We start from the raw sequence: 25,948 nt of genomic DNA on the forward strand, positions 1-25,948 counted from the left end.
GCAGGCGAGGAGGCTCGAGGAATGTCCGCGTCCGGAAGCATGCCGCAACCGGAAGAGTCGCCCGTCGCACGCCTGTGGCTGGGACTCTCCCTGTTGGTGCTGGTCTTCGCGGGCCTGTTTGCGCTGGCCGTGGTCGTCGCTCGAACGCCACCGTTCGACCGCCTGGTGACCGATCCACTGTTCTTCAAACGATGCCTGGCCGCGCACGTAAACCTGGCCCTGGTCGCGTGGTTCTACTCCTTCCTGGCCGGCCTGCTCTTCCTGCTTCCGGGACGCGAACGCCCCGGGTGGCTGGCGAGGCACTCGGTCCATATCGCTGGCACGGGCATCGCCCTTTTACTCGTCGGCGCGTCCATGCCCGGCGGTCGCCCCGTACTCGCGAACTACATCCCGAGCATCGACCATCCACTTTTCCGCACGGGTCAGTTCCTGTTCGGCCTGGGCGTTCTCACCAGCTTGTTCGACCGTCGGTTGTTCTGGGCGCGCGATGCGGTATCGGGCCCCCTGCAACTTTCGGATGCATGTATCGCGGGCCTGCGGGTTGCCGCACTCGGACTGTTGCTGGCGTTGCTTACTTTCGGTCTCTCCGCCCTGAGCCTTCCGGCGGGACTCGACCCCGATGCGCGCTGGGACTTGCTGGTATGGGGCGGGGGCCACGTTCTTCAGCTGGTTTGTGTAATCGCAATGCTCTCGGTCTGGCTGCTGTTGCTCACACCGGTACTGGGCAGACCCCCGGTCAGCGGCCGGGGCGCGACCTGGATCTTCGGCGCGATGCTCATGCCCTGGACCCTGGGCCTGCTCTTCCTGCTTCAGGGAACCGGGAGTCCGGCCTATCGGACCGGCTTCACCTCGCTGATGCAGTGGGGAATCTTCCCGCCCGTACTGGTGTTTCTGGCACTGTGCGGACGCGCGTTGGTACTCGCCGTGCGCGAGCAGCGCATCGGCCGACGAGCTTTCGGCGATCTGCGCATATCGGCCTTCCTGGTGAGTGCTGCACTCACCTTGGTGGGCTTCGCCCTCGGTGCCTCGATCCGCGGATCGAACACGATGGTACCGGCGCACTATCACGCCTCGGTCGGTGCGGTGACGGTGGCCTTCATGGCGGCCGCCTACCCGATACTCGCCTGCTTTGGGCTGGCACTTCCCACTGCGCGGATGCGCAAAGCCGCGGCCTGGCAGCCGCTATTGTACGGTGGGGGTATGCTAGTGTTCGCAGCCGGTTTTGCGCTTGCGGGCGCCTACGGCATGGGCCGAAAGGTCTATGGCGCCGAACAGGCAGCGCGAGGGCTGGCCGAGTCGGTGGGGCTGGGCTTGATGGGGTTTGGCGGCTTGATCGCAATTGTCGGGGGAATGCTTTTCCTCGTCGTGGTCGCCAACGCCTGGTGGCGCGGCATCGAATCGGATGAACCGATTACTCTTCACCTGGGACGGAGGTGGCGCTTTGGAAACGAAGAACACGGATGAAAAGCATCCCATTCAACGGCTCATGGACAACCCGTGGCTACTACTCGTGCTGGGAGTCTTGATCCCGACCGTGTCCTACACGATCTGGGGCTGGATCGAGTTACTGAGCACGCCTGCGGCCACACTACCGTGACGGTCCGGCAAGGGAGAACGATATGAGTATCCATCAGCCACCGGCTGACTGGTTCAAGGCACCGGACAGCACCGAGCGCCTGTGGGTGGGACTCGCGTTGATCTGGTGCCTGGTGATGTTCATCGCCATGCCGTACTGGTATTTTTACGGCAAGCAGAACAGCGTCGGTGAGGGGTACCTCGTCGAGCCGATGGAGTTCAGCCAGCGTGTCAGCAAGTTCGTAGAGACCAATAAGGTCGGCGAATTGAAGGGCATTCCGATCGTCGAGGCGGCGCCGGGAGGCGACGTCTATCTACAGGCGATGATGTGGAGCTGGTTCCCGGTCATCCAGATGCGCAAGGATCAAACCTACCGTCTGCACATCTCGTCGTTGGACCTGCAACACGGCTTCTCGATACAGCCGCTCAACATGAACTTCCAGATCCTGCCCGGCTACGACCACGTACTGACCATCACGCCGACGAGTGCCGGCGAATTTTCGATCGTATGCAACGAGTTCTGCGGTATCGGGCACCACCTGATGACCGGCCGCATTCTCGTCGTCGAGTAGGAGAGGCCGCGATGACCACGACGACCATCGGAGACGTCCCGTTCGAAGGCGGGGCTTCGGGAAACCACCAGGGCGCAGTCCGCAGTTGCGATACAACGGGCCTGCCCGTCTGCCTGGGCGCACAGCGCTTCATCAAGCTTCACGCAGTAGTCGCCGTCGTGTGGCTACTCATCGGCGGCACCGCCGCCATCCTGATCGCACTCACGCGTTGGCCGGCCGTGCATCTGCTCCCCGCAGACTGGTACTACCGGCTTCTGACACTGCACGGTCTCGACATGCTGATCTTCATGATCTTGAACTTCGAGATCGCGATCCTGTATTTCGCAGGCACGACGTTGCTGAATTGCCGACTAGCATCGACCAAGGCCGCCTGGCTCGCTTTCGCGCTGATGCTGATCGGCGGCATCATGGTGAATATCGCGGTACTGAACGGCAGTAGCGATGTGCTGTTGACGTCGTACGTGCCCCTCAAGGCCAGCCCCTGGTTCTACCTGGGCATCATCCTCCTGGCCGTGGGTGCGCTGGTCGCAGTAATCAACTTCTTGGCCACGCTCTATATCGCGAAGCGAGACCACACCTACGAGGGTTCGGTGCCGCTCGTGGTATTTGGCGCGACGGCTGCCGCCATCATCGCAGTCGTGACCCTCTTGCACGGCGCGGTCGTGATGATCCCGACCTGGCTGTGGTCGATGGGCGTGGTCGAGTACATCGATCCGGCCTGGTACCGCATAACCTGGTGGGCACTGGGCCATATGTCCCAGCAGATCAACGTATGCGCAATGGTCTCGGTCTGGTATCTGCTGGGGACACTGACTGTAGGAGCTCAGCCGGTAAGTCAGCTCGTGTGCCGGGGCGCTTTCGTGCTCTACATCTTGTTCATCAACGTGGCTTCGGCCCACCACATCCTGGTCGATCCGGCCGTGGGCGCAAGCTGGAAGATCTGGAACACCGGTTACGCCATGTACCTGGCCGTACTGGCTTCGATGATCCACGGCCTGACCGTACCGGCCTCGATCGAGGTCGCCCAGCGCAAGAAGGGCTTCAACCGCGGTCTGTTCGGCTGGCTGGTGGCAGCTCCGTGGAGCAACCCGGGTTTCTCGGGTTTCTTCCTTTCGCTGATCATTTTCGGCTTCGGCGGCGGCATCACCGGAGTCGTGCTGGGCACGCAACAGATCAACATCATGGCGCACAACACACTGCGCATTCCCGGGCACTTCCACGTGACCGTCGTAGGCGGTACGGCACTGGCTTTCATGGCAGTCACCTACTATGTGGTGCCCCTGATTTTCCAGCGCGAGTTCTACCTGAAGACCTGGTGCCGCATCCAGCCGTGGCTGTTCGGCGGCGGTATCACCCTGATGTCGATCGGCATGTCGTTCGCAGGTTCCTACGGGGTCCCGCGCCGGCACTGGGACATGGAGTTCACAGGGGCCATGTTCTCGACCGGATTCGACTCGGGCGCACACCTGATGCTGGGCTTGATGGGAGTGGGTGCGATCATCGCAGTCACCGGCCTGTTGGTATTCGTCCTGCTCGTGGTCGCGGCCGTATTCTTCGGCCGCTCGAACGCGGGCCGCGCGATGACACCGTGGCACGAGGAACGGCAGGTCGCCGAGAAGTTCCGCACCGAAGACACAGCCGGAGATGACGAACACAGCATGCCGGGAACTCTTGTACTGGCACTGTTCTTCCTGGCCTGCTTCGTCGTGTACTACTTCGCCAACTGGATGTGGCTGGCCGACGTCTGGCACGTGCGCTGATCGTGGAGAAACGACGATGGAACGGATCACGCGCTTCGTAACGGGGGGCGGGCTACCCGCCTTTGCGCTGCCACTGCTGGTCTTCTATCAGGGGTTGCTGGTCGCTCTCCTGTTCACGCCACCCGCGGCGACGGGGCTGGGTGCGTTCGCTGAGGATTTCCGTCTCTGGTGTTTCGGTTACGACCCGTCGACGGGCAATCTGAGATGGGGCCCGGTTGTGGCCATGCTCCTACCACCACTGGTGCTGGGCGTGGCCTTTCTGGTTTTCTGGTGGAAACAGCTGGGCGAGATGGCGATGCGACCGATGACGCTGATCCGACCGGCCGCACTCGCGGCCAGCCTGGTCATTGCCGCCGCTTTCGTCTTCTCCCTGCTAGGCGGCAGCAGCCCGCAGGCGGGCGACCTGAGTTTTCCGGCAGACGCATTGCGCACGAGTTTCAAACCGCCCGAGATCTCGCTGACCAGCCACACAGGGGAACCCGTCGACCTGGCACGATTGAAAGGCAAGGTCGTCCTGGTGACGGCTGTCTACGCCAGTTGCCCGCACACCTGCCCGCTGATCCTGACCCAGGCAAAAAAAGCCATCGCCGAACTGGATCCCACTGAGCGCCGAGATCTGCACGTGATCGGCGTGACCATCGACCCCTCCAACGACAGCCCGGAAGTACTCGCCGAGCTGGCCGAGATGCACGACCTGACACCCCCTCTTTACAACCTGGTGACCGGTGACACCGCGGAAGTAGAGCGGGTTCTCGACGATCTCGGCGTCGCCAGGCAGTACAACGAAGAAACTGGACAGATCGACCACGCCAATCTCTTCGTTCTGGTGGACCGAAGCGGTCGCATCGCGTACCGCTTCTCGCTTGGAGAGAACCAGCAGCGCTGGCTGGTTTCGGGCCTGCGCGTGCTACTGCACGAGCCCGGAAACCTTGGCTGAGCAGGCTCCGTCGCTAGGGCAACCCGTCCGCGCACACGGGGTCCTGGAACGACTCGAACGCGGTTTTCTGTACCTGGATCGACTGGTTGAGACGTTCCTCCCCCGATCGCTGAACGCCCTGCACCACACCGGCGCGATCGCAATCACCGCTCTTTTTGTCGCCACCGTCACGGGCGTGCTGCTGTTGCTCTGGTACCGACCGAGCGTCCACATGTCCTACTCATCGGTCGCGGCCATGTCGAGTCATCCTTGGACCGCCGGACTGATGCGCTCGCTGCACCGCTATAGCTCCGACGCCTGCGTTTTCTTCGTGCTGATCCACTTCCTGCGCGTACTTTTTGAAGGGCGCTTTGCGGGGGCGCGCTGGTTGGCCTGGGTCACCGGGGTGATCACCGTCGGTTTTCTGGAGGTCGTCGGCTGGAGTGGTTACTGGCTGGTCTGGGATGCTCGCGCCCAGCACATTGCGACCGGCACGGCGCGCATGCTCGACGTACTGCCGATCGTGGTAGACCCGATGGGGCGCTCCTTCCTGTTCGACGAAGCGGTCAACTCCCTGCTCTTCTTCGTCGTCTTCTTCATCCACATGCTGGTTCCAATCAGCCTCGCGATCGGCCTTTGGCTGCACCTGACACGTGTGAGTCGCTCGCGATTCGTCACCGAAACTCCGATGACGATCTGGACCCTGGGCCTTTTGATGCTGCTCTCGGTGGCCTATCCGGCGACGAATGCTCCTATCGCCGACCTGACCGCACTCGGGCAGAGCTTCACCATGGACTGGTGGTACCTGATGCCGCTCGCGTTCACCGACCGCTTATCCGGAGGCGCACTCTGGTCACTGGCGCTCGTGGTCGGTCCGGTGCTCGGCACCTTCCCCTGGTGGATGACCCGAGGCAAACCGAAACCCGCACGCGTCGACCCCGCGCGCTGCAATGAGTGCCTGCAGTGTTACAACGATTGCCCCTTCGAGGCGATCACGATGATCCCCCGCACCGAAGCCAACCCGCGCTACGCCCTCCAGGCCGACGTGAATCCCGCGCGCTGCGTAGGTTGCGGAATCTGCTCGGGTTCCTGTGACTCCATCGCGATCGACCTGGACTGGTTCAACATCCGCGAACAGCGCAAGAAGATCGAAGGATGGCTGGCTGAAGCCGCAGAAAGGGACGAAAAGATCGATATCGCCGTCACCTGCACGAGTTCTGCGGGCGGCCTCCTTTCGATCGACCGCGAAACCGGCGTTTGCAGCGAATTGCCGGGCTACCGCGTGCTCGAGGCACCGTGTGCGGGCTGGCTGCATCCCCTTACGCTCGAGCGAGCACTGCGTCGCGGCGCCGATCGCGCGATCATCATCGGCTGTGGCGGAGAGTGCCACTATCGCGAGGGCACCGACTGGCTGAATCTTCGCCTGTCGGGGGAGCGCAATCCGACGCTGCGCACGCAATTCGTGGAGCGTGAGCGCATTTCCACGCTGTTCTTCGACCGCACGCGCAAAGCCGAGATGATTCGGGTCGCGAACACGCTTCACGACGATGGAACACGCGCGGCATCGAAACCCCTTTCGACTTTGCGCATGGGCCTGGCGTTCGTCACTACCGCCGTTATTACCGCGATGATCATCGGGTTGGTGAGCGATCTCAATTACTCCGCGCCGCAGGCCGATGGCTCGCAGCTCGTCGTTACGTTCAAACACCCCGGGCAGATGAGTGAAGACTGCCACGAACTCTCGGAGGAAGAGAAGGCTGCGCTTCCCGTGCATATGCGCCTGGAGAAGATCTGCGACCGGGGACGCTCGGATGTGCGCCTGGCCGTGTACCTGGATGGCGCATCCGTCCTGGAACGCGCCTACCCACCTGCGGGTTTCTGGGGCGATCTCAACAGCCTCGCTATCGAGGAGATCAACGTGAAACCGGGCGAACATCTCGTTGGCGTAAAGATCGGGGACAGCCGCGATCCCGATGAGTGGACCTTCGTCGCAGAGCGCAAACTGACTTTCGGCCTGGATAAGCGCGAAGTGGTCGCATTCGACCGGCTCGCCGGTTTCAAGTGGTACTGACAAACTCGGTAGAATCCCTGCGGATTCGGCCGAGCCTCATTGACTGAGTTTTCAGGAGCAACCATGACGGTCGTGGACCCGGGCATCGCGCTGACTTCGAAAAGGACCTGGTCCGATCGGGCTCGCGCCTACTTCTCCCTCACACGCCCCCGTCTGCTGCCGCTCGTCTTGTTGACGGGGCCTGCGGCAATGATGCTCGGGAGCGCGTGGCCGGGAGCGGGCACGGCGACGGCGATCGTCGTGGCTACGGGCCTGCTGACCGGCGCTGCCGGTACTCTCAATGCCTGGTACGAGCGCGACCGGGACGCACTCATGGAGCGCACACGCGACCGCGCGCTACCGGCTCAGCGGATCTCCCCTCGGAGCGCACTCTGTTTCGGGCTGTTGCTAGCGACACTCGGGCTCGTGCTCGTTGGCGCCGCCGGTGGCTGGCTTGCCTTCGCAATCGGCCTGGCCGCCCTGCTCCACTATCTGCTCGTCTACACCGTCTGGCTGAAACCGCGAACTCCGCTCGCGGTGGTCGTGGGAGGGATCTCGGGAGCGATCTCTCCACTGGTTGCGGGCGCAGCCGCTTCTGGCCAGATCGACCTCTGGAGCCTGGGACTGTTTGCGATCGTATTCGTGTGGCAGCCACCCCATTTCTGGGCAATCGCCCTGTATCGCCGCGATGAATACGCCAAAGCTGGATTCCCGGTATTGCCCAGCGCAATCGGGGCCCGCGCCACCCGCTGGCACCAACTCGCCTGGGCTCTCGCGTTGATTCCGGTGACGCTGATTCCCTGGCTGATCGGCCCGCTCGGTTTTGGTTACCTCGTCACAGCCGTGGCCGGCGGAACCTTCTTCTGCCTGCGCATCATTCAGGCTATGCGCTGTAATTCGAAGACAGCCGATCGAGCGGTCTTCGCGGCTTCGCTTCTCTACCTGACCGGCTTGTTCGCGGTACTCACTCTCGAACTCGTGTGGGCCTGAACTGGAGATGGGGCATTTCGTTGCATCACTTCGCTTTCTTCCGCTGCTTCTGCCTTGCCCGAGACCGACAGACCTTTGGGCGCGGGAAGATCGTCATCGGACGAGCGGAGCGAATCCCTCGGCCCGCTTCGAGCGCGCGAAAAGCTGAAGTGGCGAGTCAGTTATGCGAGACTCCGCCAAGTCTGTCCGGGAATGAGCACTGGTGTGGCACGAAGGCCAGTAGTGGGGTTATTCGCCACATACCCGCAACGCGGCAGAGAACAGGTCGCAGGACAGAAAATCTTTCCAGAACAAGTACTTGAGCCGTATTCAGATCGCACCGTGCTTGGCATGCGAGTTGCGATCCGGACAGCGAAAATTCTCCAAGAAAAAGAGGGGGACACAGGGTGTCGATCTCACGACTGACGCGCTGCGCGGGCCTGATCGGGCTGGCGCTCGGATTCCTGGTAACGGGTGCGCTTACAGCGCATGCACAGACACTCCAGGAAGTGATGAAAGCTCGCGAACTGACTCAGAAAGACGTGCTGGCCGCAGCCAAAACCTACGTACCGACGGGCAAGCGCGACGAGTACCTCGTGTTCAGCTCGGGCGGTCAGAACGGCTCGGTCATCGTGTACGGCATTCCTTCGATGCGCCTTCTGAAGTACATCGCGGTATTCGCGCCCGAGCCGTGGCAGGGCTACGGCTTCGAGGAAGAAAGCAAGCGGGTGCTCGAGCAAGGCTATATGAACGGGCGGGAAATCACCTGGGGCGACACGCATCACCCCGCGCTTTCCGAAACCGGAGGCAACTACGACGGCCAGTACCTGTTCATCAATGACAAGGCCAATCCGCGCCTCGCGGTGATCGACCTGCACGACTTCGAGGCCAAGCAGATCGTCGTCAATCCGATCTTCCAGTCCTCGCACGGCGGTGCGTTCGTTTCCAACGACACGGAGTACGTGATCGAAGCCGCGCAGTATCCCGCGCCTCTGGGTGGTGAGTATGCGCCGCTGCAACAGTTCGACGACAAGTATCGCGGCGGCGTCACCTACTGGAAGTTCAACCGCGAGAAGGGGCGACTCGAGCCCGAAAACTCGTTCTCGATCGAACTTCCGCCGTACTCACAAGACCTGAGTGACTTCGGCAAGGGGCCCAGCGAATCCTGGACATTCACGAACTCGTTTTGCACTGAGCGATACGTGGGCGGGATCGAACTCGGGCGTCCGCCCTTCGAGGCCGGTTGCTCGGCCAAGGACACCGACTACCTGCACATGGTCAATTGGCGCAAAGCGGTGAAGGTCGCGGCGGCCGGCAAGACGACAAAGATAAACGGACATAACGTCATTTCGATCGAGACGGCCGTGAAGGAAGGCCTGGTCTTTCTGATTCCCGAACCGAAGAGCCCCCACGGAGTCGATGTGTCGCCCGACGGCAAGTACATCGTGATCTCGGGCAAGCTCGACTCGCACGTATCGGTCTATAGCTTCGCGAAGATGAAAGCCGCGATCGACGCCAAGAAGTTCGCATCGACCGACCCCTACGGGATTCCAATCCTCGATCTCAAGGAGTCTTTGCACACCCAACTGGCGCTTGGACTGGGCCCCCTGCACTCGCAGTTCGGTTCCGAGCCGGGCGTGGTCTACACCTCGCTGTATGTAGACTCGCAGGTGGCGCGCTGGAACTATCTCGAAGGCAAGCTGCTCGACAAGATCTCCATCCACTACAACATCGGCCACCTGATGACCATGCACGGAGATACGGTCGCGCCGGAAGGCAAGTATCTCGTGTCCTTGAACAAGCTGGCGATCGACCGTTTCAATCCGGTCGGCCCGTTACATCCGCAGAACCACCAACTGATCGACATCTCGGGCAAGAAGATGCAACTGCTCTACGATATGCCACTTCCGCTGGGAGAACCGCACTACGCCCAGGCGATCCGCGCGTCCCTCCTTAAACCGCGGGTGCGCTACAAGTCGGGCACGAACACCCGAACAGGTCAACGCTCACCTTTCAAGACGCGTGCTGGAGAAGAGCGTATCGAGCGCAACGGCAAGAAGGTCGAAGTCTTCGGTACGTTGATCCGCTCGCACATCACGCCCGAGATCATCGAAGTCGAAGAAGGGGATGAAGTCACCATCCACCTGAGCAATCTGGAGCGGGCCGAGGACCAGACGCATGGATTCACGGTCAGCAAGTACAACGTGCACGGCTCTTTCGAGCCAGGCGAGACTGCGACGGTTGCCTTCACCGCTGACGTCGCGGGAGTCTTCCCGTACTACTGCACGGAGTTCTGCTCTGCGTTGCACCTGGAGATGGAAGGTTATCTGCTCGTCAGACCCAAGGGCTTCGTGGCCCCGGTCGGCGAACTCGAAGCCAAGGAACGTTACACCAAGGCTGACTTCGAAAAGCAGGTAAAGACCAACGTAGAAACCCAGGCCGTGATCGATTCAGTCGTTGCCTACATCACGAGCGTCAACTACAAGAGCTTTCCCGAAGTGGCGAGTCTGATGGAAGACGCCGTCGATCAACTCGGCCGCATGGAAGGAGCCAAGGAGAAGGCGGAAACAGCCGCAGCCGCCGGAGACTATCAGAACGCGACTCTCTGGGCCGGACAGTGGTGGCAATACCAGGTAAAGGCCGCCGACATCGGTCTTCGGGCAAAGACTTTCCTGGAGCAACACGGCGCGACACCGGTGCAGTAGGAGATCAAGAGTGATACGACCGATTTTTTCATTCACACTCGTCCTGACCCTCGCTCTGGCATGGGCCGGCTCGGGAAGCGCAGAAGATTCCGGCAAGAATCCAGACGGCGCGACGCTGTATAACGAACGCACTTGCGTCGCCTGTCACGGGAAGGATGCGAAAACCCCGATCCTACCCGTGTATCCGAAACTCGCCGGGCAAAACGCCGACTACATGCTGCAACAGATGAAGGACATCAAGAGCGGCGCGCGTAACAACGCGAATACAGCGGCGATGAGGGCTGTGATGGTCCTGGTAAATGAACAAGAGATGGGAGCTCTGGCGAGCTACATCTCCACCCTCAAGCCATAAAGGAGAGCATCGGATGCTCAGTCCGCGAACACCCGCTTCCATCATCGTATTGCTGCTGCTCGTCTTCACGCCCGCACTGGCACTAGCTCAGGCACCAGCCAAGAGCGAAGGCATCGAGTCAGAGGGCTATAAGTGGAACGACATGATCGGAGAGAAGGTCAAGGCGCTCACGCTCGAAGGTGACATCGAGAACGGCGAAGAAGCGTATGAGATCTGCGCCGCCTGCCACCTGCCCAACGGCGCGGGTCGTCCTGACGGAACCTTTCCGCAGCTTGCGGGCCAGCACTCGACGGTGTTGATCAAACAGATCGCGGATATTCGCGAGGGACGGCGCGATAACCCGACCATGTACCCCTTCGCCAAGACGCTTGTCGATCCCCAGGAGTTGGCAGACGTGGCGGCCTACATCCAGACCCTGCCGATTCCCACCGGCGCAGGGAAGGGTGGAGGCGAAGCACTGGAACTGGGCGAGAAGCTCTACAAGCGCGACTGTACTTCGTGTCACGGGAAATTCGGCGAAGGGAACAAGGACAAGTTCTTCCCCGTACTCGCGGGCCAGCACTACAAGTACCTGCTTCGACAGATCGGCGACATTGCCGAAGGACGACGCCGAAATGCCAACCCCGATATGGTGAAGGTGGTCAAGAGTTACAAAGAAGATGAACTGAAGGCCGTGGTCGACTACATGTCTCGACTGCGCTGGCCCGAGCGCGAAGCCAAGGACTGAAGAATGCAGCGTGGCCCGATCCCCGCCGCGCTGAGCGCACTCGCGGTCGTATTGATGACCGCGGGCTATTTCTCGCCGATGTGGTGGGTGTCGCTGACGGCTCCCAACTACCCGGAACACACGTTTCCAGACGGCGTTCGCATTCACATGCACTTCAACGGCGTGTTCAACGGTTGCCAGGCCCGCGAAAGCGAGGAAGTCTACGAAGAAGAGGGCCTGGATTGCGTGCACGAGATGAACACCATCAACCACTACATCGGCATGGAGGCGCTGGAGCGCGGCGCACAGCACGAGTTCGCGATTGCGCCGTTTGTTTTCGTGCTCTTCGGTGCACTCGCGATCGTCGCGCTGTTCTACTCGGGACCACTGTGGTGGATACTCCCTCTGCCGGCGATCTTGCTCCCTGTGTTATTCGTGGTCGACTTCGCGGCCTGGCTCTGGTGGTTCGGCCACAACCTCCACCCCTGGGCGGCGTTCACGGTAAAACCGTTCATGCCTACAGTGCTCGGACAAGGCAAAGTCGCACAGTTCAGCACGTATTCTTATCCCCAGTACGGAATGGGCCTGATGTGTCTCGCATCCTTCAGCCTGCTGCTCTCGACTCTGATCCGTCGCAAGACGATCGCAAAGCAGAAGTCGGCTTCCTCCGTCGGTCCGCGGGCCGGGGAGGCAACGGGTGAGCCAGGCGCTTCGCTTTGATGCGCGGCGGAAGCGCGCCCTCCTAGCCGCGCTCTGGCTGGCTCTCCTGCTGCCAAGCGCGGAAGCCGTACCCGGTTCTGGGCTTCCCTCGTTTCAGAGACTCGTCGATGCCACGCCCACAGGAGGTCTGCTCCAGCCCAAGGCAGGAATCTACGCTGGGCCAGTCGTCATACGCCGAGCCATGCGTATCGACGGCGCGAACTCGGTCGAGATCCGCAACGGAGGCGTGGGTACGGTCGTGACCATCAATGGCGATGACATCGTGCTGCGCGGACTGCACCTGAGCGGATCCGGCGAGATTCACGATACCCTGGACGCCTGTGTTCGGGTTCGAGGCCACCGGAATACGATCGAACAGAACCGACTCGACGATTGCCTGTTCGGAATCGAACTCCAGAAATCTGACGACAATCTGCTGCGCGGGAATACGATCACCTCCAAGCCCTTGATGATGGGCCTGCGCGGTGACGGGATCCGGCTGTGGTACAGCATGCGCAATCGTATTGAACACAATCGGATTCGCGACGTGCGCGACACAGTCGTCTGGTATTCGCGCGACAACGTGATCTCAGACAACGTCACGAGTGGAAGCCGCTACGCGCTGCACTTCATGTACGCCCAGGAGAACGTGGTCGAGCGAAATGACTACCACGGAAATCTGGTAGGCATTTTTCTCATGTACAGCGACGACGTGATCGTCCGAGACAACCGCATCTATCGATCGGTGGGTCCCACGGGAATGGGGATCGGCTTCAAGGAGACGAGCAGAGTCCGAGTAGAGCGCAATTCGATCCTGTACAACGCCGCCGGTATCTATCTGGACGTCTCACCCTACCAGCCTGGATCGACCAATCAGATCCTCGACAATCGGATCGCGTTCAACGGAAGCGGGGTGCTGTTCCACACGGACTGGCCGGGGAATGTGCTCAGCGGGAATCGCTTTGAAGGCAATCACGCCCAGGTAGCCGTTCGCGGGGGTGGGAGCGTGCGACGCAATTCCTGGAAGGGCAACTACTGGGACGATTACCAGGGCTTCGATCGCGATGCAGACGGGATCGGAGACACGCCTTACAAGCTGATGGCCTACTCCGATCGGCTCTGGATGGAAGTTGCGGCCATCGAATTCTTCCGAGCCTCACCCGCACTCGAAGCACTCGACTTCCTCGAACGCCTACTCCCCTTCAGCAAGCCAACCGTCATTCTCGAAGACTCACAGCCTGTCTTCCATGGGGATGGAGACTGAGGTGAGCGAAGCCAGACCGAACAAGAAGCGCGCTCGGAGGCGCCCGAAGCTCGGACGCAAGCAGGAACGGCGCAGGCAGGTCCTTCGCAGTTTCATGGTCGGAGCGGGGATCGTGCTCCTGCAGCCTCTGGCCTGGCTTCCCGTCATCCGTCGCTGGCAGACTCGGCTGCGCCCGCCCGGAGCCCTCGAGGAGAGTGAATTCCTGGCCGCCTGCATCAAGTGCGGTCAATGCGTGCAGGTCTGTCCGGTGCAGGCCATTGCACTCGCGGATGCCGACGATGGACTCGGGGTCGGTGTTCCCTTCATTGAAGCGCGCGCTCAAGCTTGTGATTTCTCTTGTGACGCCCTCTCCTGCATTCTCGCCTGTCCGACAGGCGCCCTCGATCACGAGGTCAGCGCCAAGGAAGAAGTTCAAGCGGGTGTAGCAGTCCTGACGAATCCAGACACCTGCCTTGCACGACATGGCCTGGAGTTCCGAGGCAAGGCGCGCGGCGGCGAATTCGACGGCCTTCTGCGCTACAAGGAAATCGACCGCTGGACTCCTCTATCCGTCGGCGGTCACTCCTACGACCGCGACCTGTGCGACCTCTGCGTTCTCGAGTGCCCGATCGGCGAAAAGGCGATCGGACTCATTCCGCTGGGAGCTGAAGCTCCGAAGGGAGCCATGACACCCGAAGTACGGAAAGCCTGCGTGGGCTGTGGCGTCTGCGAGATGATCTGCCCGGTAGCAGATGCGCCGTCGATCGCGGTCAAACCGCGCGAGCACTGGAAGAACGCATGAGACTACTCAAGGATCTCGGCGTGATGCTAGGCCGTGCTCCGCGACGAGCGCAGAGGATTTCCGATGCGGCCAAGGCCGTGTATGCGGCGAAACGGGGCTATCTGCAAAGGGACGCACTCCTTGCCGAGATGGCCGCAGATCCGCGACCTCATCCCTGGCGCAAGAAGCGCTGGGCCGTTCTGATCTCGACCAACCTGCTGTTCACTCTGTCATTCTGGGTCGATGTGCAACTGGTCGAAGGATCGATGACAGCCTCGCGCTTTCTGGGCTTCCATATGGCTGACCCCTATTCGAGTCTGCTCGTCGTACTCGCGCACCGGCACATCTTCGTGAACCTGATGATCGGCGCTATCACCGCGATGATCTTCTGGACGCTGCTGGGCGGACGCAGTTTCTGCTCCTGGGTCTGCCCCTATCACTTTGTCTCGGAACTGGGAGAGATGCTACACCTGCGACTCGCGGAAAAAGGGTGGGTACGCGATCACATCCTGCACCGCGGGGTCCGGAGTGCGCTATGGATCGTCTTCGCGCTACTCGCGTTCGGGAGCGGGTACGTGCTCTTTCTCGCCCTCAATCCAATCGGCATCCTGAGCCGTGCCCTGGTTTACGGCCCGAGCCTGGCCCTGGCCTGGGTGGGAATGATCCTACTCTTCGAAGTCTTCTACTCGCGTCGCGCATGGTGTCGCTACGTCTGCCCGGTCGGGCTGAGCTATGGCTTGCTCGGACTTCTCGCACCATTGCGCGTGACCTATGACCTGGAAGCTTGCAGCCACGAAGGCGAGTGCCGCAAGGTTTGTGAAGTACCGCACGTATTGGAGATGACCATCAAGGGACGTGCAGAGGATCTGAGTGTGGACATCGGTCCGGATTGCACGCGCTGCGGCATGTGTGTCGACGTGTGCCCGACCGATTCGTTGAACTTCAAGGTGCGCGGCGTCGGTGACCTGCTTTGAATTCACCGGTGATCGGGATCGCGGGGCTCACGAAAGGGTTCGGCCGCAAGTCTGTGCTAGAAGGCGTCGACCTGGACATCGTAACGGGTGAGCGGGTCGCGCTGGTCGGCGCAAACGGTGCAGGCAAGACCACTCTGGTGCGCTGCCTGCTGGGTGAGTACGCTCACGGGGGATCGGCGCTGATCGGCGGTGCTTCGGCACGCGAGCAGCGACGCGAAGTCCTTTCGCGCGTCGGCTTCGTGCCGCAGACCCCTCCCCCCCTGCCCCATCCGGTCGGTGTGCTGATTGGCTTCGCGGCATCGATCTGCAGGTGTGAACCGCGCGACATCCAGGCCGTGGCAACCCGCCTGGGCATGGACGCTCGTGACGTCTGGCGTCAGCCCTTCGTCAAACTCTCGGGCGGGCAGAAGCAGAAACTATTGATCGCGATCGCCCTGGGACGGCAGACTGAGGTTCAAATCATGGACGAACCAGCGGCCAACCTGGACCCGGATGCCCGACGTGTTTTCTTCGAACTACTGGCCGAGCGCAGCGAGGGCCAGACCATGCTGCTGTCCAGCCATCGCCTGGACGAGGTCTCGGGCCTGGTGAACCGCGTGGTCGAGATCGATTCCGGGCGCGTCTCCTTGGATTCTCCGCTCGCCGACGCGGTCTCGCTGTCGACTCTGCTCTCCTGCGAACTCCGACTGCGACGCAACGAGCGGACAATCGCCCTCACTCTCGAGAACTGGGGCCTGCGCGATCAAGGCGACGGCTTGTATTTCAAGGGACGCATTGCCGGACCCGATAGACTGCGCTTCATGGGCATGCTCTCTCGCTATTCCGGCCTGGTCGCCAACCTCGTCCTGCGCGAAGAACCGGGCCAAGAGGACGGTGGATGACACGCCTGTTTTCGCTGCTGATCGCGTTGCTATGCGCCTGCTCTGAGCCGAGCACCGGGCCGACGCCGATCCGCTGGGATCGGGACACTTGCGAGCGTTGTCGCATGACCATTTCAGATCCGCGTTTCGCAGCGCAGATCCGACTCTCGGACTCGGGCCAGGTCCGCGACTTCGACGATCTGGGCTGCGCAGTACTCTGGCTGGATGAATCCGAAGCGCGGTATTCGGAAATCTGGATTCGGGACCACCGCACGAGCGTCTGGCTGGATGCTCGGCAGGCGTACTACGAACCGGCGCGGGGCACACCCATGGACTTCGGCTGGGGAGCAACGAGCGATCCGGGCGAGAAACACCTGAGTTTCGAGCAAGTGCGCGCTCGCGTTCGCAGTGAAGAACGAAGTGCCCATGGGAGCGTCAGACGATGAGTGCACTCCTCGCCACTGCCCACCTTGACGTGAGCGAATCGCTACGCGCACGCTGGTTCCTGGTCTACTCGCTGGTCTTCGGCGGTGCGGTCGCTCTGCTATTCGCTCTAGGGCTTACGGAGTCGCGCGTACTCGGCCTGATCGGGCTATCGCGTTTCCTCGCCACCTACATCCAGCTGTGCATGGCCATCCTGCCGATCTTCGTCCTGTTGACGACCGTGCGCTCCGTAGCTGGCGATCGCGAGGCGGGCATCAACGAGTATCTGCTCGCCCTGCCCATCCCTCTCTGGGCCTGGTACTGGGGAAAACTCCTGGGACGCTTTGCGGTTGTATTCCTGCCCGTTTTCCTGGCAATGGCGGCGGCTGCGGGCTGGGCGAGTTGGAGTGAGGCCCACGTTCCGTGGCGTCTCTTCGCCATCTACTCCGGGCTGCTCGCGGGCCTGATCTGGTGCTTTCTCGGCCTGGGGATGCTGATCTCGACGCTGGCGCGCTCTGTCGACGTAGCCCAGGGAGCGGCCTTCGTACTCTGGCTCGGCTTGTTGCTCTTTCTGGATCTGATCCTGCTCGGCCTGTTGATTCAGGGCGGCATCGAAGCCGATACCGCGATCGGTCTGGCACTGGCCAACCCGCTTCAGGTCTTCCGGACCGGTGCGATGATGCTATTCGATCCGGAGCTGATCGTACTCGGACCGACGGCATTCGTGATCTTTGATACCTTCGGTCACGAAGCGTATCTGGCGTGGGCCGCCCTGTATCCCGTCACACTCGGCTCACTCGCGGCAATCGCAGGTTTCCTGGCCTTTCGTCGCGGTGATCTGCCCTGATCGCGGAGTGTTGAGCAGCCTAGGAACGCCGACAGGCGCGCTCAGCGGTTTCCGCCAGATCGCGGATCTCGCGGGTCTGGAAGCGCGGCAGGGCAGAATCGCTCCCACCCCCCTCCAGGCGCACGATGTGCTCGGTGACGGCTCGAAGCGGGACCAGCAGACCCCTTCGAACAAGCAGGTAGATCACTGCGGAGAATACGAGCGAACCGAGCACCACCGCGATCACGAGGTCCAGGATGATTCGAATCGACTCCCGGCGCACGGGTGCCAGATCGAAGTGCATCTCCGTTAGCCAGGTCTGCCCATCAGGAGCGAGCACGGCCGGAGCCACGTAGCTGAAGTCAGTTCCGAGAACGCGTGTCAGCGCTCCGCGTCGACGATCCATAGGCAACTCTTCTCCGGGCTGGAGAGTGCGCAAGGCCATCTCGACGCCGCCGACGTTTTGCAGTCGGTTGACCAGGCTGCGAATATCTTCACCGCGACTGACCGCCTCGCTGACCCCGACGTGAATCACGCTGCCAAGGCGATGCGCCTCGACGCGCGCGTGGCGGATGTCCCGCTCGTACATGCGATAGGGAAGAATCGCAAGCACGCCGACGATCGCGACCGCAGCGATTCCGCCCAATGCCCGAACTAGACGAGACTCAAGACTCGGTAACTGCTCCATGGGTCAAATAGTATCAGCCGTTCCGGAGATTTCCGCCGTGTGAGAATTGGGCAGGCTCCCACGGCCGGGGGTAGACTGCGGTTGCCAGGGGATTCACATCCTCGCCATGCCATCGTCACCGGCTCGTAACACGGCTGCGCTACTGCTTGAATCCGATCTCGAGTCCGAGGAGGAAGGGATTCCGTGAACAAGAGAGTCCTCGTCATTGACGATGAGCCCGACATCCTGGAACTGGTGAGCTTCGGCCTGAAACAGGAGGGCTTTTCAGTGGAGACGGCCGCTACGGCCAAAGAGGGGCTCGAATGTGTCGCCGGGCGCCTGCCGGACCTCGTCCTGCTCGACCTGATGCTGCCGGATATGCCGGGAACCGATGTGTGTCGGGAACTCCGGAGTCGGAAAGAGACAGCCCAGCTTCCCGTGATCATGCTCACGGCTCGCGCCGAAGAAGTGGACCGTATCGTGGGGTTCGAACTCGGAGCCGACGATTATGTGACCAAGCCCTTCAGCCCACGCGAACTCGCGTTGCGGGTCAAAGCCGTATTGCGCCGTCCGGAATCCTCTTCATCTGCAGCCCGCTACCTGGAACACGGATTCCTCCTGCTGGACCTCGAGCGCCATCGCTGTACGGTCGAAGAAAAGGAGATCTACCTGACCGCAAAGGAGTTCGGCCTCTTGAGTGCGTTGATGAGCCGACCGGGGCGAGTACTGTCCAGGGAGAAACTCCTGGATGAACTCTGGGGATCAGACATCACCGTGACCCACCGTACGGTGGACACGCATTTGATGCGACTGCGGGAAAAACTCGGCAACGCCGGTGGCTATATCCATACTGTTCGTGGCGTGGGTTATCGGTTCACTGACTGATGCCCGCTCCCGCGCTCGGTGAAAATGGAATGAAGCCCTGAGACGATCCCGGAGCCGTCATGTCGAGAATCCAGCTCAAGATCATGGGTGCGCTTGCGCTACTCATCGTCGTCGTCATCAGTTCCAGTGGCTTCCTGGCCGAGAGAACGTTTCGAGAACGCACTACGAGCAATATGGAGGCCAACCTCGAGCACCAGGCCAATCTGGTGGCTCAGCTGGTCCAGAGAGTCGGATTCGACCCAGTCCATGCCGAGCGACTCCAGGGGATTGCATTCGAGGGATCCGCTTCGATCGGTGCGCGAATCACTCTGATCGATCCATCCGGCCTCGTACTCGCAGACTCCGAAGTTTCCCTGGCCGAGATCTCCGGGCTCACGAACCACTCCGATCGCCCCGAAATCGTCGCAGCCCTGCACACGGGTGTCGGACACAGCATTCGACGAAGCGATACGCTGAAACGATCTCTCCTGTACGTCGCAGTTCGCGTACCGGATGAGGATTCCGGGAAAGTCTACGGCGTCGTCCGTCTGTCCGTCTTCCTCGATCAACTCGAAGCAGCTATTGCGGAGCTGCGCAAAGAACTGATCGTCGCAAGCTTGGTCGGCCTCGTCGCAGCGCTCGGGCTTTCATACGCTCTCTCCCTTCTCAGCCTGCGACCGATTCGCGAACTCCGCGAAGTGGTGGCAGACATCGCTGAGGGCAAGCTCGGAAGTCGTTTGAACTGGGCTAGTAAGGACGAGCGGGGCGAGATCGCCGCCTCGATCAATCTCCTGGCACGGCAGATGCGCGCCAGCACGGACGAGGTACTGCGAGAAAGAGTACAGCTCGAAGCCGTCGTCTCGAGCATGGTGGAAGGCGTGATCGTGATCGACCGCGAGGGAAAGGTGTTGCTCGTCAACCCGCGCGCGAGAGAGATGCTCTCCGTCTGGGGCAAGTTTCACGGCCGTCCCGTGCCCGAGATCATCCGCTCGCCCGAGATCATCCAGGCCTTGCACGATGCCGCGACCGGCAATGAAATTGTTGTTCGAGAGCTGGAAGTCCAGGCGGAGAAGAACAGAGTGTTGTTGATGCACGCCTCGGGTTTTCCCGCGACGAGTCCTCGCTCAGGTACGGTCGCCGTATTCCACGACGTTTCAGAACTGCGACGTGTCGACGAAGTACGACGGGATTTCATCGCCAACGCGTCCCACGAACTGCGCACACCGCTGACGGCCATCCAGGGTTTCGCCCATTCTCTTTCCGGCCCGGGCACAGAAGTCAGTCCTGAAGAGCTCTCGCACTACCTCGACGTAATCGTGCGCAACGCTCAGCGCATGTCGAACCTGATCGACGATCTTCTCACCTTGTCTCGAATCGAGAGCGGCACGACGACACTCGAGTTCAATGCACTAGACGTACCGCCCATAATCGAATCCGTTGTCGCAGACTTCGGGCCGCGTTTTCAGGAAGCGGCCATCGAACTGAAGCTCCACGCGAATCAGGTTCCTCGGTGCTACGCGAATCGCGGCGCGCTGGAACAGATTCTGTCCAATCTTCTCAGCAATGCTGCACGCTACTCCAATCCCGGATCCAGGGTCGACGTCTACTGCGAGCAGCGCGGTATCCGCCTGGAGATTCGCGTCGCCGATACAGGGATCGGAATCCCAGAGGGGGATCGCGAGCGGATCTTCGAGCGCTTTTATCGAGTTGACGCAGCCCGATCGCGCGCACTGGGAAGCACCGGACTCGGCCTTTCAATCGTCAGGCATCTGGTTCGCGCGATGGACGGCCAGATTCATCTCACGAGCGAAGTCGGAAAGGGCTCCACGTTCAGCTTCACTCTGCCAATCGCCGAAGCATCGGACGCGGACTAACCCGCTTCAGGATCAACGGTCAGCTCGGCACGAACTCCCTCGCCGTGAGATTCGAGCTTCAGGCTGAGCGAGCGAGTGCCCTTGGTAGCGAGAATCGCTTGCTGTCTTCCGTTGCTCAACGCCTCAGAGATTACGACCTCCCACCCGGCCTCCGCGAGTGATTTCCCGAACGCCAGTCGCAGACGGGCGGGATCCCCGTCGCCCACAAACTCCAGCCTATGGCTCCCCTGGTTCAAGAATTCGACCTTACTGGGCTGGAGCCCACCGATCGCCGGAACATCCGCCGGGTAGTTTTCCGGTAGCGAAACCGAATGAGAGACTGGAACCTTTGCAGTCGAGGCCTCATCGATATTCGGTATGGCGGGCTCGGCGGGAAGAACTTCCTTCGTCGTCTGTGCATCGCCTCCACAGGCGAAGAGCAGACCGGTCAAGAGCCCGACCAAGAGTTGGCGGGTCGTTGTATGTCGGCGACTAAGACTCATTTCAAACTCCTCCATCAACCTGAATGCACCCGGAGTTCCCCAGGGAGATCCGAAAACCCGACGCGGGACATCAGTTCGGCTCCAGAATGCGCTCGATCGCTCGCTTCCAGCGTGCACGGGCCGCCTGGCGCTCGCTCTCGTCTAGCGCAGGTGCAAAGCGCTTCGGCTGGGCGAGCAGCGAGGCGCAATGCGCGGGATTTTCGAAGACTCCGACCGCGAGTCCGGCCAGGAAGGCCGCACCCAAGGCAGTCGACTCGAACTCGGCAGCCCGCAGCACATCGCGGTCAGCGTGATCGGCAATCAGTTGTAACAGCAACTCGCTGCGCGCCAGGTTTCCATCGACTCGCAGTGGCGTATCGTCGAGATCCAGAGCCGTCGCCAGTTCGACACAACGAAAGGCGATCCCCTCGAAGAGAGCGCGAGCGAGTTGTGCCCGCCCAGAGCCTCGCGTCATACCGGTAAAGATCGCACGCACATTGTCATCGCCGTATGGCGTGCCCAGTCCCTGAAGAGCGGGTATGAAACAGACACCTTCGGAGGAATCGACACTGGCCGCGAGCGCACTTGCCGCAGCAGCATCAGGGGCCAGTCCGAGTTCGACGAACCACTCGATCGCCGACCCGGCGGTCTTGACCGTACCTTCGACACAGAACGCGCGTTCGCCGCTCGAAAGACGCCAGAGCGAGAGCGGAAACGCCCCGCGGGGAGGCTCGACGACGACGTCGCCGGTGTGCAGATCCAGCATTGCGCTGGTCCCCAGCGTCAGCTTGGCTTCTCCGGCGCGATGGACTCCTTGGCCAAAACTCGCGGCCTGCTGATCTCCGGCGCGCGCGGCTACCGGGATCGCCGCCCCGAGCATGGACTTCGGGGTTTCACCGACGACCTCACTGGTGGCCACGACCTCGGCCAATGCATCTGCCGGTACCGAGAAGAGTTCGACCAGAGGAGCCGACCACTCCCCGACGGCATTGTCGAGCAGACCCGTGCACGATGCGTTGCTCGGATCCGTTATGTGCGCCGTTCCGCCGGTCAGCTTTGCAGTCAGCCAGGTGTCGGGTGTTCCAATTCGCAGACTGCCAGCCGCCGCTGAAGCGCGAATGGTCTCGTCGTTTTTCATCCACCATTCGTACTTGGTGAGTGACGCCATGGTGGTGAGCGGGATTCCCATGGCGTGAAACTCCGCCACGCGCTCCTCGGTTCGCTGGTCTTGCCAGCCAATCACCGGCGCGAGTGGTTCCAGACTCCTGGCATCCCACGCGATCGTCGGCCCGCGCTGATTGACCACACCGATCGCAGAAATCTCTTGCGCTCCGATCCCCGCTTCGTCGAGCGCACCGCGCATCACTTCGAGGCTGCGCTCCCACATATCGAGAGCATCCTGCTCCACGCGACCAGGCGACGGATACGAGACCGCCAAAGGCGCGTAGATGCGCGAACAAACCCGGCCATCGGGATCGATCACCAGCGCGCGCACACCCGTCGTCCCCAGATCCAGGGAAAGGACGGGAGAGGAACTCACTCGCCCTTCTCCGGCGGAAGCAGGGCACCGGGATTCAGAAGGCCCTGCGGATCGAGGGCAGATTTGATCTTGCGCAAGAGCGCAACCCCGCTCTCGCCGACCTCATCCACGAGTCTGCCGCGACGCACACGGCCAATGCCGTGGTGATGGGCCACTCCGGCACCCGCTTCGACCGTTGCTTGCATGGTGCGGTCCCAACACTCGCTGTAGATTTCGGGCATGCGAGCGCGGTCTTCAGCGCGCGCTACGAAGGTGAAGTAGAGGTTCGTACCCGAGCGATAGGAATGGCTCGAATGCGCCGAAGCGATCAGGACCTCGGGCATCTCGCGAAGCGCCCTGGTGACGCGTTCGTAGAGATCGGCGACACGTGACCAGGTGCTCGCGACTTCGATCGTATCAACCACCAACCCGCGATCGTTCAGTTCCTTGAAACCCGGCACCTTGTTGCGGTGCCCCAGCCATTCGCTGACACAGGCGGAGTCAGCTTCCGCGCCGCCCGCAGCCTGGCATAACTCGGCCACTCCTTCGAACTGTGCCTCGACCGCGGAAACCGGACCGTCGTGAAGCAGGATCAGCAGGTTTCGGTCTTCGGGCGTGTAGTCGCTGAAGATGCGCTGTGATTCATGCGCATCGTAGAGGCGGACGACCGGAGGGCGCCAGCCCGCGCGCATGAAGCGACGAATCGCTTCGATTCCACTTTCGAGCGAGGGAAAGTGAAACGCCTGCTCTTTCGTAGCTTCGGGAAGAGGCCGCAACGAGAAGGTGACCTCGGTGACAACACCGAGGATTCCCTCGCTGCCCATGAAGAGATTGCGAAGATCGGGACCCGCTGCAGCGCGGGGAGTTTCGCGGGTTCGCACGATGGAACCGTCGGGCAAGACGACTTCGAGGGCGAGCACGAGATCTTCGATCGAGCCGTAGGCTGTCGAGTACTGGCCTGCGGCTCGCGTGGCGACCCATCCCCCGACCGTCGAGAGTTCGACCGATTGCGGCCAGTTTCCGATCGTCAGGCCATCCTGTTGCACGCGCCGTTCCGCGTCGATACCCATCGTCCCGGCGCGGAAGGTGGCCGTAAGATTCTGGTCGTCGATTCGGACCAGCCCCTCGATATCGCGCGTCGAGAGCACGACGGATTCCGGAGATGCTTCGATTGCACCACAGACTCCGGAAGCCCCGCCAAACGGAATCACGGGAACACCGCTCTCCCGACACGTGCGCAGGGTTCGCACCACATCTTCGGTACAAGATGCGAGCACGACGCAGCACGGACGGGGCGGGCCCTTGCCGATCGCATCGTTCAACTCGGCCAGTGCCCAGTAGTCACGCCGATGGGCGTCGAGAACCTCGTCATCGGTACAGACGAGGTCCCCTAACGAATCTCGCAACTTCGCAACGATATCGCTCACGACCGACCTCCAGAGAAGCTCAGATCCACAGCAAGCTGTTTTCGCGTCTGCTCCACCTGCTCGCTCACCTGTTGAGTGTTCCAGCCGAGCAACTCGGCCATGCGACGCGCCACCGGCTCGACGATGCGATGGCTCGCCTCGGGTGAATAGAGCGCCGCACGAGTGCGACGGTACACGACGTCTTCTACCTTTGCAGCGCCTTCGATCGACACGGCCCAGTCCACTTCCCCGACCAGGATCGGCACATCGTCCACGATCGGCTCGGGGCCGAGTCCGACGACTTCGCGCGCCTCGCAGCCGTACAGGCGAGACATGCGTGCGGCGGCGAGTTCGCTGATACCGAATTCCGCCGCGAGTCCGGCGGAAAGCCGTTCGAGATCACCGTCGAAGTCGCCCCCGGGCAGAGGCCCCTCCTCGACGTCGGCAATCTTCCCCCCCAGAACATCCCCGGCACTGTCCAGAATTCTCTCAACGGTGCGCCGATAGCCCGTCAGCTTACCGCCCGCCACGGTGACCACACCGCCGCGACTCACCATGATCTCGTCTTTGCGCGACATGTCCTTGGCCTTCTTGCCGGGTTGCGCAACCAGTGGCCGCAAGCCGGCCCAGGCGGCCGTCACGTCACCGGGCTGAGGCGGGTCGACCGAGAAATAGGAAGCCAGCGGTCGCAGCAGATACTCGACATCTTCGATCCCGATTTCCGGCCACAGGCTCGGCTCGTGCTCGTAGCTCGTATCCGTCGTTCCCAGGAAGACGACTTCACCCTGGCGAATCGCGAATATCGAGCGCCCGTCCTTCTGGTTCAGCACCAGCATATGGTTCAAAGGCAGGCGTTGTGCGGGCAGTGACACGTGCACGCCCTTGGACAGATGCAAAACGGAAGGCGCGTCCGGTTCTTCCAGCTTGCGGACGGCTTCCACCCACGGCCCTGCGGCATTGACGACGCAACGCGCGCGCACGGCAATCTTCTGTCCGCCGATACGATCCGTGGCCTCGATCCCGGAAGCTCTGCCACCCTCGACGCGAATACCGTCGACCTCGGCGTGATTGAGCAGGCACGCACCCGCCGCCGCAGCCGAGCGCAGGTTCGCGATCACCAGGCGCGCATCGTCGGTCAGGTACTCGCGATACGCGACCGCATTGGGGTAACGCTCGGTATTGAGCAGAGGTTCTTCTCGCGCGAGATCCTCTTTCTGCCAGTTCTGATGCAGATCGTCACCCTCGACTGCGCCGAGTTTCTCGTAGGCAGTGACCGCCGCGCGAAACTTGATCATGCCCGCGTACGATCGCGTCGGCAGGACCATCCAACGCCGCTCTGCAAGATGGGGGGCCATGCGGAAGATGACCTTTCGCTCCAGGGCGGTTTCTCGCACCAGAGCCACATCACCCATCGCCAGGTAGCGCAAGCCTCCGTGGATCAGCTTCGAAGAGCGACTCGATGTACCGGAGGCGAAATCCGCGGATTCCAGCAATGCGACCGCAAGACCCCGGAGCGCGGCCTCACGCGCGAGTCCCGCGGCGGTAATCCCGCCGCCGATGATCGCCAGATCGAAAACCCGCGTCTCCAGTTCCTGGAACACGCGGTCGCGATCGAGCGTGGAAAATCCCTGGGCAGCAGACATGAAACTCCTCGGGGTCGGGTCGGTGACACGACTACGGACCTGCCCTGGGAATCGGCACGCGGCGCGAGTTCCAGAGCTTTCGCCTATAGAACAGCGGACTCTG

23 protein-coding genes and 1 pseudogene are annotated in these 25,948 nt (G+C 61.7%); 19 read left to right on the forward strand and 5 right to left on the reverse strand.

What is annotated here, in order from left to right; translation table 11 throughout:
* Positions 1-21: 21 nt before the first annotated feature.
* The 17 genes and pseudogenes from GY725_26315 (at position 22) to GY725_26395 (ending at position 17,432) form a co-directional block, all read left to right on the forward strand.
* Positions 22-1,464, forward strand: coding sequence for a hypothetical protein (locus GY725_26315; protein ID MCP4007712.1), 1,443 nt, complete (start codon positions 22-24; stop codon positions 1,462-1,464).
* Entirely contained in the window at positions 1,403-1,597 is a 195-nt protein-coding gene (locus GY725_26320) for a hypothetical protein (protein ID MCP4007713.1), read from the forward strand. Before GY725_26315 ends, GY725_26320 begins: the two co-directional genes overlap by 62 nt.
* A 22-nt stretch (positions 1,598-1,619) precedes the next feature.
* Entirely contained in the window at positions 1,620-2,147 is a 528-nt protein-coding gene (locus GY725_26325; GenBank protein ID MCP4007714.1) for a cytochrome c oxidase subunit II, read from the forward strand.
* Positions 2,148-2,158: 11 nt separating this feature from the next.
* Entirely contained in the window at positions 2,159-3,907 is a 1,749-nt protein-coding gene (locus tag GY725_26330) for a cytochrome c oxidase subunit I (GenBank protein ID MCP4007715.1), read from the forward strand.
* A 16-nt stretch (positions 3,908-3,923) separates the two neighbouring features.
* Positions 3,924-4,844: an SCO family protein gene (locus GY725_26335; protein MCP4007716.1), complete on the forward strand. Its 921-nt coding sequence runs from the start codon at positions 3,924-3,926 to the stop codon at positions 4,842-4,844.
* The gene (locus GY725_26340; GenBank protein ID MCP4007717.1) at positions 4,837-6,894 is read left to right on the forward strand and encodes a hydrogenase iron-sulfur subunit; all 2,058 of its coding nucleotides are present in this window, start codon (positions 4,837-4,839) and stop codon (positions 6,892-6,894) included. Before GY725_26335 ends, GY725_26340 begins: the two co-directional genes overlap by 8 nt.
* A 63-nt stretch (positions 6,895-6,957) precedes the next feature.
* A complete protein-coding gene (gene cyoE, locus GY725_26345; GenBank protein ID MCP4007718.1) occupies positions 6,958-7,863 on the forward strand; it encodes a protoheme IX farnesyltransferase in 906 nt (301 codons plus the stop codon).
* 491 nt (positions 7,864-8,354) lie between these two features.
* The gene (gene nosZ / locus GY725_26350; GenBank protein ID MCP4007719.1) at positions 8,355-10,547 is read left to right on the forward strand and encodes a Sec-dependent nitrous-oxide reductase; all 2,193 of its coding nucleotides are present in this window, start codon (positions 8,355-8,357) and stop codon (positions 10,545-10,547) included.
* 43 nt (positions 10,548-10,590) lie between these two features.
* Positions 10,591-10,899, forward strand: coding sequence for a c-type cytochrome (locus GY725_26355; GenBank protein ID MCP4007720.1), 309 nt, complete (start codon positions 10,591-10,593; stop codon positions 10,897-10,899).
* 13 nt (positions 10,900-10,912) lie between these two features.
* Complete coding sequence (locus tag GY725_26360; protein MCP4007721.1) at positions 10,913-11,626, forward strand: cytochrome c4; 714 nt, start codon at positions 10,913-10,915, stop codon at positions 11,624-11,626.
* A gap of 3 nt (positions 11,627-11,629) precedes the next feature.
* Positions 11,630-12,259, forward strand: a pseudogene (locus tag GY725_26365) (hypothetical protein).
* 43 nt (positions 12,260-12,302) lie between these two features.
* Positions 12,303-13,568 (forward strand): nitrous oxide reductase family maturation protein NosD, encoded by a 1,266-nt coding sequence (gene nosD, locus GY725_26370; protein MCP4007722.1) that lies wholly within the window; start codon positions 12,303-12,305, stop codon positions 13,566-13,568.
* A complete protein-coding gene (locus tag GY725_26375) occupies positions 13,558-14,349 on the forward strand; it encodes a 4Fe-4S dicluster domain-containing protein (GenBank protein MCP4007723.1) in 792 nt (263 codons plus the stop codon). Before nosD ends, GY725_26375 begins: the two co-directional genes overlap by 11 nt.
* Positions 14,346-15,302, forward strand: a complete 957-nt coding sequence (locus GY725_26380; protein MCP4007724.1) for a NapH/MauN family ferredoxin-type protein — start codon at positions 14,346-14,348, stop codon at positions 15,300-15,302. Before GY725_26375 ends, GY725_26380 begins: the two co-directional genes overlap by 4 nt.
* A gap of 8 nt (positions 15,303-15,310) precedes the next feature.
* On the forward strand, positions 15,311-16,183 hold the full coding sequence (locus tag GY725_26385) for an ATP-binding cassette domain-containing protein (protein ID MCP4007725.1): 873 nt from the start codon (positions 15,311-15,313) through the stop codon (positions 16,181-16,183).
* Entirely contained in the window at positions 16,180-16,608 is a 429-nt protein-coding gene (locus GY725_26390) for a protein NosL (GenBank protein MCP4007726.1), read from the forward strand. The genes GY725_26385 and GY725_26390 overlap by 4 nt, the downstream gene beginning before the upstream one ends.
* Entirely contained in the window at positions 16,605-17,432 is an 828-nt protein-coding gene (locus GY725_26395; protein MCP4007727.1) for an ABC transporter permease subunit, read from the forward strand. The genes GY725_26390 and GY725_26395 overlap by 4 nt, the downstream gene beginning before the upstream one ends.
* Positions 17,433-17,451: 19 nt before the next feature.
* Here GY725_26395 and GY725_26400 read toward each other — a convergent pair whose 3' ends face one another.
* Complete coding sequence (locus GY725_26400; GenBank protein ID MCP4007728.1) at positions 17,452-18,057, reverse strand: hypothetical protein; 606 nt, start codon at positions 18,055-18,057, stop codon at positions 17,452-17,454.
* A gap of 225 nt (positions 18,058-18,282) precedes the next feature.
* Here GY725_26400 and GY725_26405 point away from each other — a divergent pair, with 225 nt between their 5' ends.
* Both GY725_26405 and GY725_26410 read left to right on the forward strand, forming a co-directional pair.
* Entirely contained in the window at positions 18,283-18,963 is a 681-nt protein-coding gene (locus GY725_26405; GenBank protein MCP4007729.1) for a response regulator transcription factor, read from the forward strand.
* 59 nt (positions 18,964-19,022) lie between these two features.
* The gene (locus GY725_26410) at positions 19,023-20,816 is read left to right on the forward strand and encodes a HAMP domain-containing protein (GenBank protein ID MCP4007730.1); all 1,794 of its coding nucleotides are present in this window, start codon (positions 19,023-19,025) and stop codon (positions 20,814-20,816) included.
* Here the strand turns inward: GY725_26410 and GY725_26415 are convergent.
* The 4 genes from GY725_26415 to GY725_26430 all read right to left on the reverse strand — a co-directional run bounded on the left by GY725_26415 (position 20,813) and on the right by GY725_26430 (position 25,845).
* On the reverse strand, positions 20,813-21,298 hold the full coding sequence (locus GY725_26415) for a hypothetical protein (protein ID MCP4007731.1): 486 nt from the start codon (positions 21,296-21,298) through the stop codon (positions 20,813-20,815). The two genes, GY725_26410 and GY725_26415, sit on opposite strands and share 4 nt — an antisense overlap.
* Before the next feature lie 70 nt (positions 21,299-21,368).
* Entirely contained in the window at positions 21,369-22,817 is a 1,449-nt protein-coding gene (locus GY725_26420; protein MCP4007732.1) for a glycerol kinase, read from the reverse strand.
* On the reverse strand, positions 22,814-24,223 hold the full coding sequence (locus tag GY725_26425) for an FAD-binding oxidoreductase (protein ID MCP4007733.1): 1,410 nt from the start codon (positions 24,221-24,223) through the stop codon (positions 22,814-22,816). The genes GY725_26420 and GY725_26425 overlap by 4 nt, the downstream gene beginning before the upstream one ends.
* On the reverse strand, positions 24,220-25,845 hold the full coding sequence (locus GY725_26430) for a glycerol-3-phosphate dehydrogenase/oxidase (protein MCP4007734.1): 1,626 nt from the start codon (positions 25,843-25,845) through the stop codon (positions 24,220-24,222). The genes GY725_26425 and GY725_26430 overlap by 4 nt, the downstream gene beginning before the upstream one ends.
* Between the last annotated feature and the right edge of the window lie 103 nt (positions 25,846-25,948).

The organism is bacterium (assembly GCA_024226335.1).
Lineage (GTDB): Bacteria > Myxococcota_A > UBA9160 > SZUA-336 > SZUA-336 > JAAELY01.